The organism is Aeromonas salmonicida subsp. salmonicida, assembly GCF_001643305.1.
Taxonomy (GTDB): Bacteria; Pseudomonadota; Gammaproteobacteria; order Enterobacterales; family Aeromonadaceae; genus Aeromonas; species Aeromonas salmonicida.
Genome location: NZ_LSGW01000093.1, coordinates 11,942 through 26,618 on the forward strand (window position 1 = coordinate 11,942; position 14,677 = coordinate 26,618).

The following is a 14,677-nucleotide window of genomic DNA, read 5'->3' on the forward strand; positions in this document are numbered from 1 at the left end:
ATGTGCTGTATTTGATTGTGAACAGGTTGGCTTTCACGCTATATTGAGGACAATTTTGGATCAATGGATTTATTGTCACCATGACAATCTGGACCCCGGACCTAACCCCCTTCGATGGCCCCCTCTATCTCAAACTGGTGAAAGCCATAGAGCAGGCTATTCACGATGGCACCCTGCCCCCCCGGACCCGTTTGCCTACCCACAGGGCCCTGGCGGATCGGCTGGGGGTGACCGTCGGCACCATCACCCGTGCCTATGGCGAGGCGGAGCGGCCGGCCTGCTGGCGGCCAAGGTGGGACACGGCACCTGGGTCAAAGGGACAGGTACGGATCCGGCCAATGAGTGGGTGATCCGCAAGGAAGAGGGACATCGCATCGAGCTGTGGCAAAACCTGCCGGTACAACTGGACAGGGCCGCCATCATACGTCCCATGCTGGGGGAGCTGGCCGACGGGGATCTCAACGCCCTGCTCGGCTATGACAAGGAGGCGGGCCAGCCCGGTCAGCGCCAGCTGTTCATCGACTGGCTGGCCGAGCAGGGGGTACACGGCAGCGAGGATCGCCTGCTGTTCAGCCACGGCGCCCAGCACGGCATCATGCTCTCTCTGCTGGCCACCGGCTGCGTGGGGGAAACCATTTTGTGTGAAGGCCTCAGCTACCCCGGCATGCTGGGCAATGCCCGCCAGCTGAAGAACCAGGTGGTGGGGCTGGCGATGGACGAGGAGGGGTTGATCCCCGCCGCGCTGGAGGCCGCCTGCCGCACGCGGCGGGCCAAGCTGCTCTACCTCACCCCTACTCTGCAAAACCCCACCACCGCCATCATGAGCCAGGCACGGCGCGAGGCCGTCGTCGCCATCGCACGCCACCATGACCTGCTGATCATCGAAGATGACGTCAACGGCCTGCTGCCCAGTATCCCGGTAGCCCCCCTGGTCAACCTGGCGCCGGAGCGGGTCATCTATCTGGGCAGCCTGGCCAAGATCGCCTGTGGCGGCCTGAGGGTCGGCTTCGTGCTGGCGCCGCCCGCCCTGCGCAACGCCTTCGCCCAGGCGATGCGGTTGTCGAGCTGGATGGTGAGCCCGCTCTTGATCGAGCTGGCCTGCAAGCTGGTCAGCCAGCGCCAGATAATGCCATTGGTCGAGCAGCAGCGGCAGATCCTGGCACGTCGCGGCGAGCTGTTGCGCCACCTGTTGCCGGGGGCTCACTGGCAGGCGGGCTCCATGCACGCCTGGCTGCCATTGCCGGAGCCGTGGCGCAGCCAGGAATTCGCCGAGGCTGCCAACGCCCTTGACGTCGGGGTGGCGAGCGGAGAACACTTCGCCGCCGGCCAGTTCGCCGCGCCGCAAGGGGTACGGTTGAGCCTGAGCCAACCGGCCACAGATGCCCGTGTCGCCGAGGGGCTGGAGCGGCTGGCACAGCTGCTGCGCGCCGCGCCGCCCACCAATCCCCTGCTATAGTCAGCCACCATCAGTCAGCCACTATCCGGCCCGGCGCGCCCAGATCCGGGCGCCCAAAGGAGAGCCTATGCCCCCGACCCGCGTCTCGCTTCTGCTTGTAACTCTGCTGCTGGGGGGCTGCGCTGCGCCCGGTCATCAACAGCTGGGCACGGCACTGAGCGGGCTGGAGGGGGAGCTGCAACGGCTGGAAGAGGAGCTGGCAGCCATGAACGGCCTCCATTACCAGAAGGCGATCGATGCCCCCTTGAGCCTGCGCCGCCATCTGGTTGCCGCCTCCCCTCCGGTAGCAGGAGTAAAGCTCGAGCGTCGCCAGTTGCAGGATGGGCCACGGCTCAATTATCACTACCGGCTGCCGGGTGGCATGACGACCCTGCCACTCGACAATCCCTGCCTGCGTTATGAGTTCGAGTTGCGCCATCTGGGTCGTCTGGGCCAGCTTGCGCTCAGCTGGCAGGGACTCGACGCTCAGGGCTCCCGCCTGATCCACCAGCGCGATTGCCCCTTCTCGGCCAGTGGGCCCGGCCTGCAATAAGCCGCCTTTGCTTAATCCAGGCGCCCCCTATGGTCAGTTGAAAGGCGCCCCCACATCTTGTAGCTTGCCTCCATCCCCTTCTCTTGACTCCCTTGGCCGGAAACCGCCCTCATGAAACTGACTCCCCTGTGGCTGGCGCTGTGCAGCCTGCCTGTGCTGGCCTGTGGCCCGGATGGCTGCGAAACGCCGCTCACCCTGCAACTGACTGCAGCCCAGTGCCATCTGAACGGACTGCCATTTCTCTCCCCCGATAACGACACCCGTACCAATCTGGCCTTGCTGCTGGCCGATGAGCAGGCTTTCTCCCTGCCCGGTGGGGCTCTGCCTTTGCCATTTCGGGTCGATGAGCTGATAAGCCCGGCCGCTGGCGATACCGCACCTGCCGGACCGGATCCCCTGCTGGCGCTAGCCGCGTCGCTCGGCATAGAGGCCGCCACCACTGAAACGGCCATCACCCGGGCCGGCAGCTGGAGCGAGGGGCGCTGTATCAGCAACAATCCAGTCTCTGCCGAGGCCTTCTTGCAGGCACTGGTGCAAACGCCCGCCCTTACCGCCAGTGATCGCAGCCAGCTGGCAAGCCAGCGGCTCGCCATGCTGGGTCAGTGCGGCCAAGCGCAGGACGCGGCAGAAAGCATGCCCCTGGGCGAAAGCAAGACGGCGCCGCTGTCCGCCGCCGCCAAGGGGTTTGCCGACTACCTGACCGCCAGCCAGCACTTCTATCAGGGGGAATTTGCACAGGCGGATGCGCTGTTTGGCATCCTCGCCGAACAGGACCAGCCCTGGCTCAAGGAGACGGCCGACTACATGAAGATCCGGGTCGCCCTCAACCAGTCACAGCAAAGCGCCTTCGACGATTGGGGCAGCCTGGACCGCAGCCAGATCGATCAGGCTCAGCTACAGCGCTGCGAGCAGCTCATCACCGACTACCGCACCCGCTATCCACAGGGGCGCTATCTGGATTCCGCCACCGGCTTGTTGCGTCGACTTGCCTGGTTCAAGGGGGATAACGAGCTGCTGGCCAATCACTATCTGCAGGCGAGCCAACAGCAGAGCCCACCGGATCTGGTCAACGAGATCGATCTCAAATTGCTGATGCAACCCGGCTTCACCGGCTCGGCAACCATGCCCATGCTGATCCTGGTGCAGGATCTGCGCCGGCTGCGGATCCATGACAGCTGGGATGAGTGGCAGCCGCTGCTCGCCGCCGAGATCGGCAAGCAAGCCCCCCAGTTTGCCCGGCACGCCCCCTGGCTGGCCTATCTGGAGCAGTCCAGCCGCTACTATCTCGCCAAGGATTATGCCGCCGTGGTCGCTGCCGCCCCTGCGCTGGCCAACGGCACCCTGAATAATCTGGCCTTCAGCCAGCAGGTATTGAAAGGGATGGCACTGGCTGCACAGCAGCAGTGGACCAAAGCCGAACAGCAGTGGCGCGCCCTGCTCGCCAACCAGCCAACCCCCTTGCAGGATCAGCTGTTGCAGCTTGCCCTGGCCATGACCCTGGAACGGGCAGGCCAGCTGGAGCAGGTGTTTGCCAAGGAAAGCCCCATCAAGAGCGATCACTACCGGATCCCGCTGCTGGAGTATGTGGCACCGGCGCCCCTGCTGCGCCGCATGGCCCGGGATGAAACCGCCTCCGAGCCCCTGCGTCAGCGTGCCAGTTACACCCTGAGTTACAAGCAGCTGACCCATGGCGACTACCAGGGCTTCCTGCAAGATATGGCGGGCGCTCCCCCTGCGGCACCGTTCAACTGGCAAGGCAGCCAGGGTTATCAGTGCCCGGCCCTGACCGAGGTGGTCGCCACCCTCGCCAAGGCGCCTGGTACGCCCAAAGCCCTCAACTGCCTGGGCGAGTTTTTCCTGGCACAAGGGCTGGATTGGGATCCCCTGCTCCATCGCCCGGGAGCCGATACCCTGGCGGGGAGCCAGGACCTGTTTGCCGGCAAGCAGCGCAGCCGCCTCGACTGGTATCAGCAGGTCATCGCCAATCCCAAAGCCGGCAAGGACGACAAGGCCTACGCCCTCTATCGCGCCATCAACTGCTACGCCCCGAGCGGCAGCAACGGTTGCGGCAGTCAGGATCTGCCCGTCAGCCAGCGCAAGGCCTGGTTCAACACCCTCAAGCAGCAACACGGGGCAAGCCAGTGGGCAAAACAGCTCAAATATTACTGGTGATGCTGACGCTGCTAGGCACCGAGGCCAGGGCAACCGTCGAGGCGAGCCAGTACCGCCAGTTCTGGCTGTGGGCCGGGGTCAAACCCCAACCCGTGTTGCAGCAGGCAGATCGCCTCTATCTGCATCAAGGGGAAATAGGCCCCCTGGACCCGGCCCTGCCCCTGCGCTTTCAGGGACAGGGCATAGCGCCGAGCAAGCTGCCGGTGGGCGAACTCTGGCTCGCCTATCGGGTGGAGCGGCTCGACTGGGATGACACCCTGTTGCAGAACCTGGAAAACCAGCTGGCGGCCTGGCAGCGAAAGGGCAATGAAGTACGCGGCATCCAAATAGATTTCGATGCCCGCACCCACCAGCTGGCCGACTATGGGCACTTTCTGCGTCAGCTGCGACAACAGTTACCCGCTCGCTACGCCATCAGCATCACAGGCTTGCTGGACTGGACCCGCACCGGTGACATCAGGGAGCTGAATGCCCTGGCAGGTGTGGTTGACGAGCTGGTGGTGCAGACCTATCGGGGCCGTCATACCGAACCCGGCTATGCCCGCTATCTGCAGACGCTGCACCGGCTGACACTGCCATTCAAGCTGGGGCTGGCGCAGGGGGGAGAGTGGGATCCCGCCTGGGAAGCGAGATTGGCACAGATCCCCGCCTATGGGGGAGCTGTGGTGTTTCTGATCAATCCGCCCCCCCCTTGACCCCGGCGGGGTATTGACCAGAGTACAATTTACAGACAATAGTGAAAGCTCTTTTTGACTCCATCCCATGCCATACTTTTTCGTAACGTGAACCAGCAAGGGAGCGCCAAGGATGCAGATCCTTCTGATCGAAGACGATGCCATGCTCAGCTCGGCCCTCTCCCAAGGTCTGAGTGATCATGGCGTCACGCCATCCCAACTGACCTATTGCAAGGAACTCTCCACACTATCCGCCCTGCTGCGTCAGCAGCCGTTCGACGCCATCATCTGCCGCCAGTATCGCCATCAGGCCCATGAGGGGATCCGCCTGCTGCAGGAGGCCCACTATCTGGGCCTGCTCGAACCTGGCTGTGTGCTCTTGCTGCTGGATGGGGACGATGAATTGCTCCAGTACCCCCCTTCCGAGCTCTATTTTCCACTGCACCTGTCCATGCCCTTTACCACGGATCAGCTGACACGCAGTTTGCACGAACTGGTGTTGCTGACCGGGCTGACCCGACCCTTGCCCCCGTCAATGAAGCTCAGGGAGTGGCGCCTCGCCTGCTCCCTGTGCGAAGACCTGCTCTACCAGCAGCAGAAGAAAAACAAGGCGCTGGGCCCACTGCTGGACAGGGTCAAGGGTTACATGTTGCTGCAGGAGAAGGATCACTTCCAGGCCACCCAGCACTATGCCATGTGTACCACTGAACACGACGCCTGGTGGCCACGCAAGGGGCTGATCCACGCTCTGCTGGGGCTGAACAAGCTGGACAGCGCCCGCAAGGACCTGACCCGCAATCAGGAACGATTGCCGCCGACAATCCAGCTGGAACTGATGTTGGCCTGCCTGCTGCACGAGGCGCAGTGGGAATCAGCCTGGGAGGTACTCGGCAAGCTGCTGCAAAAACAGTCCTGGCAGCCGGAATGGCGTCAGGCGGCCATCTTGCTGGCCCTGCTGCTGAAAGATGAAGGGAAGGCGCTTGAACAGGCAAACGCGCTCAGCCTGCGATTTTTCAGTGAGCACAGGTTCCGCCTGTCTATCGAGAATTTCGTCCTGAATGCCAGTCTGGCCGTGCTCTGGCACTACCCCACGGCAGCCAGGATCAGTGCCCTGCAACAGGAGTTTGACTATCTCAGCAAGGCCGCCACCCTGCGGGCCCACGAGGCTGCATTGCTGCAGGCCCTTATGCTGGGTCTGGATTATCGCTTCGATGACGCCATAGTGCTGCTGGCCAAACACCCGCCAGAGGCGGCGCGGGACAATCATCTCAACCAGTTGCTCGGCTTTGCCGTCAGCCAGTTTTGCGGCCTGCCCCACCACGCCCAGCGCTATCTGGCAAAGCTCGGCCAGTACCAGGCCAGAGTGGCACCGTCGCCGCTGCTCCAGCGGATGTTCAATCAAGTCGTCACTGAACTCAAACTCCAGCTGGACCGCCGTGAGCAACGCCTGACCTACCTGCGCCAGGAACGGCAGCGGGCCAGCGCATCGGGTCAGCATCAGCTCGCAGTGCAATACGCCATGACACTGCAGGAAGAGTTCCCGGCTCTGCCGGGAGATGCCTGGCAACTGCTGGAGTTGCTGCAGCTGTGCTGGCCTGCCGGCATGCCCGCACCCAAGGTGGCACTTCTGGTTGATCGGCTGGAGCGGCGCCTGACCCACAGCGCCACCTTCATGGAGCACCATGCCGATGCGTACCAGAAGACCTTGCTGCAGATCAGATCACACCTGCACCCCAAGTCATCCTCTTCCCCGCCCAACTGAGCCCGCTGATGGCCGGGCTGGCGGACCTCGCAAGAAGCCCTCTTAAAACAGACCCCGCACCAGAATACCGGCGATCAGCAGCGGTGCGACCAGTCGCCAGCACCAGAGCAGGCTGAGCCGCAGCACGGGTGACAGACCGGCGGGCAGTATGGTGTCCCCCAGTCGCCAGCCCAGCAGCAGAGTCAGCACCAGGCCGAACAGCGGCATCATCAGGTTGGAGGTGAGGTAGTCGAGCAGATCGAAAATCGTCTTGCCAAACAGGGTCAGATCGCTCCAGAGGCCGAATGAGAGGCTGACCGGAATACCTGACACCATGATGAGCAGAGTCAGTACCCGACAGGCACCGCGCCGTGACCAACCCCACTCCTCCGTGGTGAAACGCACCAGATGCTCCAGCATGGAGATGGAAGAGGAGAGTGCCGCCACCAGCAGCAGCAGGAAGAAGACCACTCCCAGCCACTGACCGAACGGCAGATGACTGAACACGGCTGGCATTGTCATGAAGGTGAGGCCGGGACCGGCAGTGGGATCGATACCGGTCGAGGCCAGCGCCGGGAAGATCATCAGACCCGCCAGCACGGAGATAAGGCTCGCCAGCGTCACCACCCAGACCCCGGATCGCAGCACACCATCGCTGCTCGGCAGGTAGGCACCATAGGTGGTATGCACACCGAGGCCAATGGAGAGGGAGAAGAAAGCCAGCCCCAGCGCATCCAGCACGCTCTGGCCGGTCAGCATGGAGAAGTCCGGCACCAGCAACTGACGTACCCCGGCCATGGAACCCGGCATGGAGAGACCCACCCCCACCAGCAGCAACATCATGATGAACAGAGCAGGCATCATCCAGCGCAGTGCCCGCTCCACCCCTTTCTGAATGCCGCCCTGCACGAACCACCAGGTCAGTCCGGCGAACACCAAATGGGTCAGCACGGGCCACCAGGGGTCACTGACATAACCGTTGAACAGGGCGGTGAGGGCGCTGCCCTCGCTCAGGTTGAGCTTGCCCGCCACCGCCAGCGCCGCATACCCCACGGTCCAGCCGCCCACCACGCTGTAGAAGCTGTAGATGAAGAAGCCGCACAGGATCCCCATGTAACCCATCCAGCGCCAGTTCGGGCCAACCAGCTTGTGGAAGGCACCGAGTACACCACGCTGACTGCGGCTGCCGAGCAATGTCTCCCCCACCAGTACGGCTACCCCCAGAGTGAAGCTGAACAGCAGGAACACCAGCAGGAAGGCACCGCCACCATTGGTGGCCGTCACATAGGGAAACTTCCAGATGGCGCCAAGGCCGATCGCCGTACCGGCCGCCGCCAACACATGACCGAGACGGGAAGACCACTGAACCTGGCTCATACAACCTCCGGGGAACACAACATCGAATCGATACTCCATGGGTAAACATCAAACGGGTAACCACAAAAAAGGCCGCCTGGCGGCGACCTTTGCAATGAACATTCAGACAAACTGCGCGTGCAAGGTCACCTCTCCTGGGAGCTGCAAAATCGGCCTGACAGCGCGAAAACGGGTGACATGAATAGGATGACCTGAACGCCAAAAAGGAGCCACAGCCTAAATCATGGCAAGAAAAATTGACACAATGAGAAATAAAAATTTTCAACTCCCATTGAAAACCCTATATTTATCAATCAGGGACGCCCTGTTGACCATGATAATGTCACCCCTGCGGCCACTTGATTCAGCATATGCAACAGGACAGCGCATGAAACGAACTCTGCTCATCGGAGCACTCTTCAGCCTCAGCCTGACACTGTCGGCACAACCCTCGCTGACCCTGCTCAGCCATGAACTCGTCCCCTTCACTCACCACCATGATGGCAAGCTCGACGGGCTCGCCGTTCGCCTGATCCAGCAAATACAAGATGAACTGGGAGAAACGTATCCCATCCGGATTTACCCCTTCAAACGGGCCCTGGCACTGACCAGACTGGAGCCAGGATATGCGCTGTTTGTTACCCAGTGGGCACCCGAGAGAGAACCCTTCTTTAAATGGGTAGGACCACTGTTTCGGAGCAAGGTGATCATCTATCAGCCCCCGTCACCCAGACACAAACTGAAGAACCTCGACGACTTGCGTCACTTGCCAAGGGTCGGGGTTGTGCTCGGTAATGCCGATGACGAACGACTCACCCGCGAGGGATATACCAATCTGGTGCGCTACCAATCGGTTGAGGAAGCCTTGCAACGCTTGGTACTGGGCAAAATTGATGCATTTCCGGTAGGTGAAATGGTGCTGGATGCCACCTTGGAACAGCGAGGGTTATCACATCGCAGCGTGACAAACTCGGGGGTAGTGCTTCATGAGTCATGGCTCTACCTCGCCTTTTCCAGGGATCAGGATGATGCCGTCATAGCCCGTTGGCAGTCCGCGCTCGACAAGGTCAGGTTGAAAAGTGGGAGGGGCATGCTGCCCCCCCATCAAGATCGAACCTCACATCAAGCCGCGCAGCAGGATCCCGCCGATCAGTAAGGGGGCCAGCCAGCGCCAGCAACCCATCACCAGGGTCCGCCAGTGCTGAGCCAAGCCCTGGGGCAGAGCTCGCTGACCCAGCTTCCAGCCCAGCAACAGGGTGAGCGCCAGCCCGAACATGGGCATCATCAGATTGGAGGTGACAAAATCCAGCAGCTCGAAGATGTTCTTGCCAAACAGGGTCACATCCGCCCAGGAGCCGAACGACAGGCTGACGGGAATGCCGTTCACCATCACCAGAAGAGTAATGAGGCTGCAGGCCGCGCGGCGTGACCAGCCCAGACTCTCGCAGATGAAGCACTGCAGATGCTCCAGCAGCGAGATGGCCGAAGAGAGCGCCGCCACCACCAGCAGGGAGAAGAAGATCACTGCCAGTCCCTGACCAAACGGCAACTGCTGGAACACCGCCGGCATCGTCATGAAGGTGAGGCCCGGGCCGGAGGCGGGATCTATGCCGGTCGCCGCCAGCACGGGGAAAATCATCAACCCCGCCAGCACGGCGATGAGGCTCGCCAGCAGTACCACCCAGAGGCTGGAACGGCCTACGCCGTCGCTGGAAGGCAAATAGGCACCATAAGTGGTGTGAATGCCGAGGCCGATGGAGAGGGAGAAGAAGGCCAGCCCCATGGCATCGAGCACGCCGGACATGCCGAGCTTGCTGAAGTCCGGCATCAGGAAGTGGCGTACCCCGGCCATGGCATTGGGCAGGGTAAGACCGAAGGCCACCAGCAGCAGTATCATGATGAACAGGGCCGGCATCATCCAGCGCAAGGTACGCTCCACCCCCTGCTGCACGCCCCCCTGCACGAACCACCAGGTGAGAGCGGCAAACAGCAGGTGGGTCAACACGGGCCAGAGCGGATCGCCGACGTAGTCGTTGAAGCGGGCGGTCAGGGCGGCGCCATCCCCATGCTGCAGGCTACCGGCCAGCGCCATGCCGGTGTAGCCCAGGGTCCAGCCGCCCACCACGCTGTAGAAGCTGAAGATAAGCAAGCTGCAGAGCAGGCCCATGGCCCCGACCCAGCGCCAGCGCTTGCCCATCAGGGCGCTAAACGCCCCCACCACACCACGGCGGCTCATGCTGCCGAGCAGGGTTTCCCCCATCAGCACCGCCACCCCCAGGGTGAAGCTGAACAGCAAAAACGCCAGCAGGAAGGCACCGCCACCATTGGCGGCGGTCACGTAGGGAAACTTCCAGATAGCGCCGAGACCGACGGCGGAGCCTGCGGCGGCCAGAATATAACCAAGCCGGGATGACCATTGGGACTGCTTCATAAGAACTCCAATACAGGTGCCCACGAGCTGGGCCCAAAACGGCGCTCAGAGTACGGTCAAGGCCACGCAATCACAACGCCGCTTATCGGGCTAAAAAACGATTTATTGGCATCATTACCTAATAATATTCAGTTTTACGCGTTATCGTGCCGAAAAATAAAAACCGGAGCATTTTTGCTCCGGTTTTGACTGTCATGGACTCGCATTGAGCGCCTAGATAACCCCCAGTTCCCGCAGTCGCTCCATCAGGTAGCTGTGGGCGGTATGACGCTCGGAGAGCACCACGTCCGGTCGCGGGTGAAGGAACAGCGGCAGGGAGATGCGGGACTTAGCGGCGCTGCCGCCGGTCGGATTGATGACGCGGTGGGTGGTGGAGGGGTAGTAGCCGCGAGAGGCCTCCTGCAGCATGTCGCCGATGTTGATGATGAGGGTGCCAAAATCGCAGGGCACATCCATCCACTCCCCATCGGCTCCCTTCACCTGCAGGCCCGGCTCGTTGGCGGCAGGCAGAATGGTCAGCAGGTTGATGTCCTCGTGGGCGGCGGCGCGGATGGCACCCGGCGCTTCGGTGCCGTCGAACGGCGGATAGTGCAGCACCCGCAGCAGTGTCTTCTGGCTCTCTTCAATCATGGAAGAGAGCGGGCAGCTGTAGTGAGCGGCGATGTCGCTCGGGGTGTATTGCTCCACCCAGCCCAGCAGCTCGGCGGCCAGATCGTTGGCGAGGCGATAGTACTCCATCGCCTGCTCCCTGAGCGCTTCCGGCATCTGGCCCCAGGGATAGAGGTGGAAGTACTCCTTGATGTCCTTCTGGCTGTGACCCTTGGCCACCTCGGACACAGACGGCGGGAAGTAGCCGTCCTGGGTCTCGCGGTTGAACAGGAAATCCTGCTTCTGTTCGCTCATGAAGAAGCGATACCAGTTGTCATAGATAGACTGCACCAGCTCTTTCGGGATGGGGTGGTGGGTCAACACCCCGAAGCCCGTAGTACGCAGGGATTCGGTGAAGCGCTGCGCCGCATCGGGCGAGCGGTAATCGACGGTCAGGACTTTCATTATTTTTGTTACGCGCCAGTTAAAAGATGGCGCAGTTTACCTCGCCCATGACCACAAGGAAAGTGAGCCGCCCCTCCCGCCCCGGCCTGTCGCAAATAGTGACAAAAACGTCAAAAAACGGCGCCAGCCAAGACCCGAGATCCTCCCTTGTCCTGACCCCGCATCCTCACTAGAATGCCTCCATCATCCACGCTGGAGCCCGTTTATGTCCCCCAAGATCCTGTTGCTGACCCTGCCTTTTCTGCTCGCCGGTTGCAGCTCGCTGTCGGAAGAGGAGTGCCGTGCCATGAGCTGGTACAACCTGGGCTATCAGGATGGGGAGCAGGGCAAGACCCGTCAGGCAACCCGTGACTATGTCTCGACCTGTGGCGAGTACGGCCTCAAGGTGGATGAAGCCGAGTGGAAACGGGGCTATGCCAAGGGGCTGGAGCTCTACTGCATTCCTGAACTGGCCTACAGCAAGGCCAAGTCAGGTCATGAGTATCTGGGTGTCTGTCCCAACGATGCCAGCTTCCTCACCCAGTACGATCGCGGTCGCAAGGAGTACCTGCTGGAGAAGCAGCTCAGCGAGATCAAGAGCGACTTGCAGCAGACAGAACGGGATATCGAACAGCTGGAGCGCCAGATCCGCAACGAGAACGACAGCAAGCAGCGCGACTACTACCGCGCACAGCGCGAGCGGGCCATCCGTCATTACGAGGGACTGCGCCGAGACTACAACCGGATCCGCTTCCCTGATCGGGTAATCCAGTTCTCTTTCGGCAATTAAGACTCGGGCTGCACCGAGTACAACCGGCACCTCCTCCCGGTCCGGTTGATCCCCTTCTCTTTCTGGCATGGATGCGAAAAGAAAAGGCCATCCGGGCTATTTCCCAGCCTGGATGGCCCCTTTCCTCTGGCCGCGGATCCTTACGAGGGCAGCACCCAGCGCTGCAGCGCCAGCGCGATCCCGTCTTCGTTGTGATCGGCGGTCACAAGGTCGGCATGGGCCTGCACATGGGCGGCGGCATTGCCCATGGCAACCGCCAGCCCTACCTGCTCGAACATGCTGATGTCGTTGTTGTTGTCACCAAACGCCACCACGTTTTCCATCGCTATCCCCTCGCTCTCGGCCCACAGGGCCAGCCGGTTGCCCTTGCTGCACCCCGGTTGCACCAGCTCCACCGCATAAGGCGCCGCCCAGTCACGGGTAAAGGGCATGGCCTCGACCACCTGCCCCATGAACTGATGCAGCAGGGCAGGATCCTGGTTGAACAGCTCCAGCTTCCAGATCGGATTTTTCAGCCAGCTCGCCAGATCGTCCGCAGGCAGCAGGGAGATCTTGAGATGATCCGGCTGGTTTGCCGACCAGTGGCGCATCCGGGTGATGTGATCCTCGCAGCCGATATAGCCGATCCCTTCGCTAAGGTGGAACAGGGCCCCCATCTGCTGCGCCTCGACCTGAGCCAACAGCTCGGTGAGCGGGGCCACCGCCAGGATCCTCTCCTGCACCGGATCATAGAGGTAGGCACCGTTGCTGCAGATGATGGGGGTATCGAGGGCCAGCTCGTGATGGAAGGGGCGCGCCGTCATGAAGTGGCGACCCGTCACCAGCAACACCTTGATGCCGTGGGCCCGCGCCTGGGCCAGCGCCGCTCGGGTCGCAGACGAGATCTTGTGATCCCGGGTCAGCAGGGTGCCATCCATGTCCAGTGCGATGGCCTTGTACTCACTCATAGCTCCTCCAGCATCAAACAAATCAGCAAAGAGCCTTACCGTCCCAGAGCCGGCGCCCCGATGCAAGCCCTGTCAGGGACCGGGCCCCCAATCTGTGATCTGACCGGGGCACACGGCAAGTCCCTCCCGTCCACGGCTCCTCAACCCGGCTCGGCACAGCTCGCCAGACGCTGGCGTCGATCGGCCCGTTTGCGCAGACCGTAGAAACCGATGGCACAGATCACACCTGAGAGGGCAGCCAGATAGAAGGGCCACTCTGTCCCTGCCAGCAGCACCAGACTGCCCACCAGCACAGCCAGGATCTCGCTGCCTACCGCCAGACCACGGTAGATCCCCATCGCCTGCCCCTGCTGCTCGGCATGACTGCGGTTGGAGACGGCTACCGAGGTCGCCAGTTCCCCCAGGCTCATGCCGATCCCTACTGGAATGAAGGTTAGTGCCAACCCCCACCAGTGGTCCGGCAGCACAAACATCAGCATGCCCGCCGCCATCACCAGATGGCCGACGACCCCCAGGCTGCTGCCACGCCAGTGGCGAGCAAGGCGGGATCCCAGCCAGGATCCCAGCATCATGGGCACGCTCACCAGCACGGCCGCCTGTGCCAGCTGTACCGGATCCCAGGCCAGCCGCTCCACCAGCCAGACGTTGAAGTAGGTGAAGTAAAGCTGCACCGCGCCGTAGCTGAGCAGGGTCAGCACGAAATAGGGCAACAGAGCCGGTTGCAGCAAGAGCTGACGGGAAGAGAGCGACGGCGCCTGCTGGCTGGGGGCAACCGGGGCCTTGTTGGGCAACAACCAGAGCACCAGCAGCAAGTTGACCAGGGTCATGGCCACCGCCAGCCAGGCGGCCAGGCTGTAATCTCCCGATACCACGGCGGCATAGCCTCCTATCATGGGGCCAAGCACCCAGCCCAGGTTCATGCCGATGTTGATCCAGGCGAAGCTGCGGGCCTTGGTCTTGGTGGTGCTCATGTCAGCCGCCATCGCCTGCACTATGGCGATATCCCCGTTGAAAAAGCCCTCCACCACCCGGCTCAACAACAACAGTGGCAAGGATCGCCATGCGATCCCCAACGCCATCAGGGCATAACCGACCAGCACGCCAACCAGACAGACTGTCAGGATCGGCTTGCGGCCGTGGCGATCGGAAAGCCGTCCCAGCCAGGGGGATCCCACCAGCTGAAACAGCGGATAAAGCCCCATAATAACACCCAGCCACACCTTGCGACTCCAGTCAGACGCCTCTGGTGTCAGCATACCCTGCGCCGGATCCAGCATCAGTGGCGCCAGCACGGGCGAGGGCAGGCTGAAACCCGCCACCGCCAGCGTCACCGTCATCACCAATACCCAGAGGGTCGCCTGCCCCTTGATCCCTTCCATGTCAGCCTCATTAAATAAAGTTATTGGTTTATTTATACTGAGCAAGGCGCATTATTAAGTAAAGTGAATTGTTGATTTAAAAACGGCCGCTATCCATAATGATCCCATGAACATCCGTACTGACAAGATCCTCTTCCGATACCCTGAATCCTTGGCGTACCTGTCGA

At 61.8% G+C, this 14,677-nt stretch carries 11 protein-coding genes and 1 pseudogene; 7 read left to right on the plus strand and 5 right to left on the minus strand.

Annotated features, from left to right (window positions below; translation table 11 throughout):
* Positions 1-80: 80 nt before the first annotated feature.
* From AXW79_RS17285 to AXW79_RS17305, 5 genes and pseudogenes are all read left to right on the plus strand, one after another.
* A pseudogene (locus AXW79_RS17285) lies at positions 81-1,456 on the plus strand (aminotransferase-like domain-containing protein).
* A gap of 67 nt (positions 1,457-1,523) precedes the next feature.
* Positions 1,524-1,988 (plus strand): hypothetical protein, encoded by a 465-nt coding sequence (locus AXW79_RS17290; protein ID WP_005318694.1) that lies wholly within the window; start codon positions 1,524-1,526, stop codon positions 1,986-1,988.
* A 111-nt stretch (positions 1,989-2,099) separates the two neighbouring features.
* On the plus strand, positions 2,100-4,160 hold the full coding sequence (locus tag AXW79_RS17295; protein ID WP_005318690.1) for a hypothetical protein: 2,061 nt from the start codon (positions 2,100-2,102) through the stop codon (positions 4,158-4,160).
* On the plus strand, positions 4,130-4,855 hold the full coding sequence (locus tag AXW79_RS17300) for a DUF3142 domain-containing protein (RefSeq protein WP_011899084.1): 726 nt from the start codon (positions 4,130-4,132) through the stop codon (positions 4,853-4,855). The genes AXW79_RS17295 and AXW79_RS17300 overlap by 31 nt, the downstream gene beginning before the upstream one ends.
* 112 nt (positions 4,856-4,967) lie before the next feature.
* A complete protein-coding gene (locus AXW79_RS17305) occupies positions 4,968-6,596 on the plus strand; it encodes a response regulator (RefSeq protein ID WP_005318685.1) in 1,629 nt (542 codons plus the stop codon).
* 42 nt (positions 6,597-6,638) lie between these two features.
* Here AXW79_RS17305 and AXW79_RS17310 read toward each other — a convergent pair whose 3' ends face one another.
* A complete protein-coding gene (locus tag AXW79_RS17310; RefSeq protein WP_005318684.1) occupies positions 6,639-7,952 on the minus strand; it encodes a sodium-dependent transporter in 1,314 nt (437 codons plus the stop codon).
* A gap of 367 nt (positions 7,953-8,319) precedes the next feature.
* Between AXW79_RS17310 and AXW79_RS17315 the strand changes: the two genes are divergently transcribed.
* Entirely contained in the window at positions 8,320-9,087 is a 768-nt protein-coding gene (locus AXW79_RS17315) for a substrate-binding periplasmic protein (protein ID WP_011899085.1), read from the plus strand.
* Here the strand turns inward: AXW79_RS17315 and AXW79_RS17320 are convergent.
* Both AXW79_RS17320 and AXW79_RS17325 read right to left on the minus strand, forming a co-directional pair.
* On the minus strand, positions 9,049-10,362 hold the full coding sequence (locus tag AXW79_RS17320) for a sodium-dependent transporter (protein ID WP_005318680.1): 1,314 nt from the start codon (positions 10,360-10,362) through the stop codon (positions 9,049-9,051). The genes AXW79_RS17315 and AXW79_RS17320 overlap by 39 nt on opposite strands.
* Positions 10,363-10,575: 213 nt before the next feature.
* On the minus strand, positions 10,576-11,415 hold the full coding sequence (locus tag AXW79_RS17325) for an isopenicillin N synthase family dioxygenase (protein WP_005318677.1): 840 nt from the start codon (positions 11,413-11,415) through the stop codon (positions 10,576-10,578).
* Positions 11,416-11,620: 205 nt separating this feature from the next.
* Between AXW79_RS17325 and AXW79_RS17330 the strand changes: the two genes are divergently transcribed.
* Positions 11,621-12,184, plus strand: a complete 564-nt coding sequence (locus AXW79_RS17330; protein WP_005318675.1) for a DUF2799 domain-containing protein — start codon at positions 11,621-11,623, stop codon at positions 12,182-12,184.
* 140 nt (positions 12,185-12,324) lie between these two features.
* Here AXW79_RS17330 and AXW79_RS17335 read toward each other — a convergent pair whose 3' ends face one another.
* Positions 12,325-13,131, minus strand: coding sequence for a Cof-type HAD-IIB family hydrolase (locus tag AXW79_RS17335; RefSeq protein WP_005318672.1), 807 nt, complete (start codon positions 13,129-13,131; stop codon positions 12,325-12,327).
* Between the two features lie 140 nt (positions 13,132-13,271).
* Positions 13,272-14,510, minus strand: a complete 1,239-nt coding sequence (locus tag AXW79_RS17340; protein WP_005318669.1) for an MFS transporter — start codon at positions 14,508-14,510, stop codon at positions 13,272-13,274.
* Between the last annotated feature and the right edge of the window lie 167 nt (positions 14,511-14,677).

What these genes read in the sequence shown, in the direction of transcription:
- AXW79_RS17310 (WP_005318684.1), bottom strand. Translation starts at nt 7,952, where the DNA reads ATGAGCCAGGTTCAGTGGTCTTCCCGTCTCGGTCATGTGTTGGCGGCG.
- AXW79_RS17320 (WP_005318680.1), bottom strand. Translation starts at nt 10,362, where the DNA reads ATGAAGCAGTCCCAATGGTCATCCCGGCTTGGTTATATTCTGGCCGCC.
- AXW79_RS17325 (WP_005318677.1), bottom strand. Translation starts at nt 11,415, where the DNA reads ATGAAAGTCCTGACCGTCGATTACCGCTCGCCCGATGCGGCGCAGCGC.
- AXW79_RS17335 (WP_005318672.1), bottom strand. Translation starts at nt 13,131, where the DNA reads ATGAGTGAGTACAAGGCCATCGCACTGGACATGGATGGCACCCTGCTG.
- AXW79_RS17305 (WP_005318685.1), top strand. Translation starts at nt 4,968, where the DNA reads ATGCAGATCCTTCTGATCGAAGACGATGCCATGCTCAGCTCGGCCCTC.
- AXW79_RS17315 (WP_011899085.1), top strand. Translation starts at nt 8,320, where the DNA reads ATGAAACGAACTCTGCTCATCGGAGCACTCTTCAGCCTCAGCCTGACA.
- AXW79_RS17340 (WP_005318669.1), bottom strand. Translation starts at nt 14,510, where the DNA reads ATGGAAGGGATCAAGGGGCAGGCGACCCTCTGGGTATTGGTGATGACG.
- AXW79_RS17295 (WP_005318690.1), top strand. Translation starts at nt 2,100, where the DNA reads ATGAAACTGACTCCCCTGTGGCTGGCGCTGTGCAGCCTGCCTGTGCTG.
- AXW79_RS17290 (WP_005318694.1), top strand. Translation starts at nt 1,524, where the DNA reads ATGCCCCCGACCCGCGTCTCGCTTCTGCTTGTAACTCTGCTGCTGGGG.
- AXW79_RS17330 (WP_005318675.1), top strand. Translation starts at nt 11,621, where the DNA reads ATGTCCCCCAAGATCCTGTTGCTGACCCTGCCTTTTCTGCTCGCCGGT.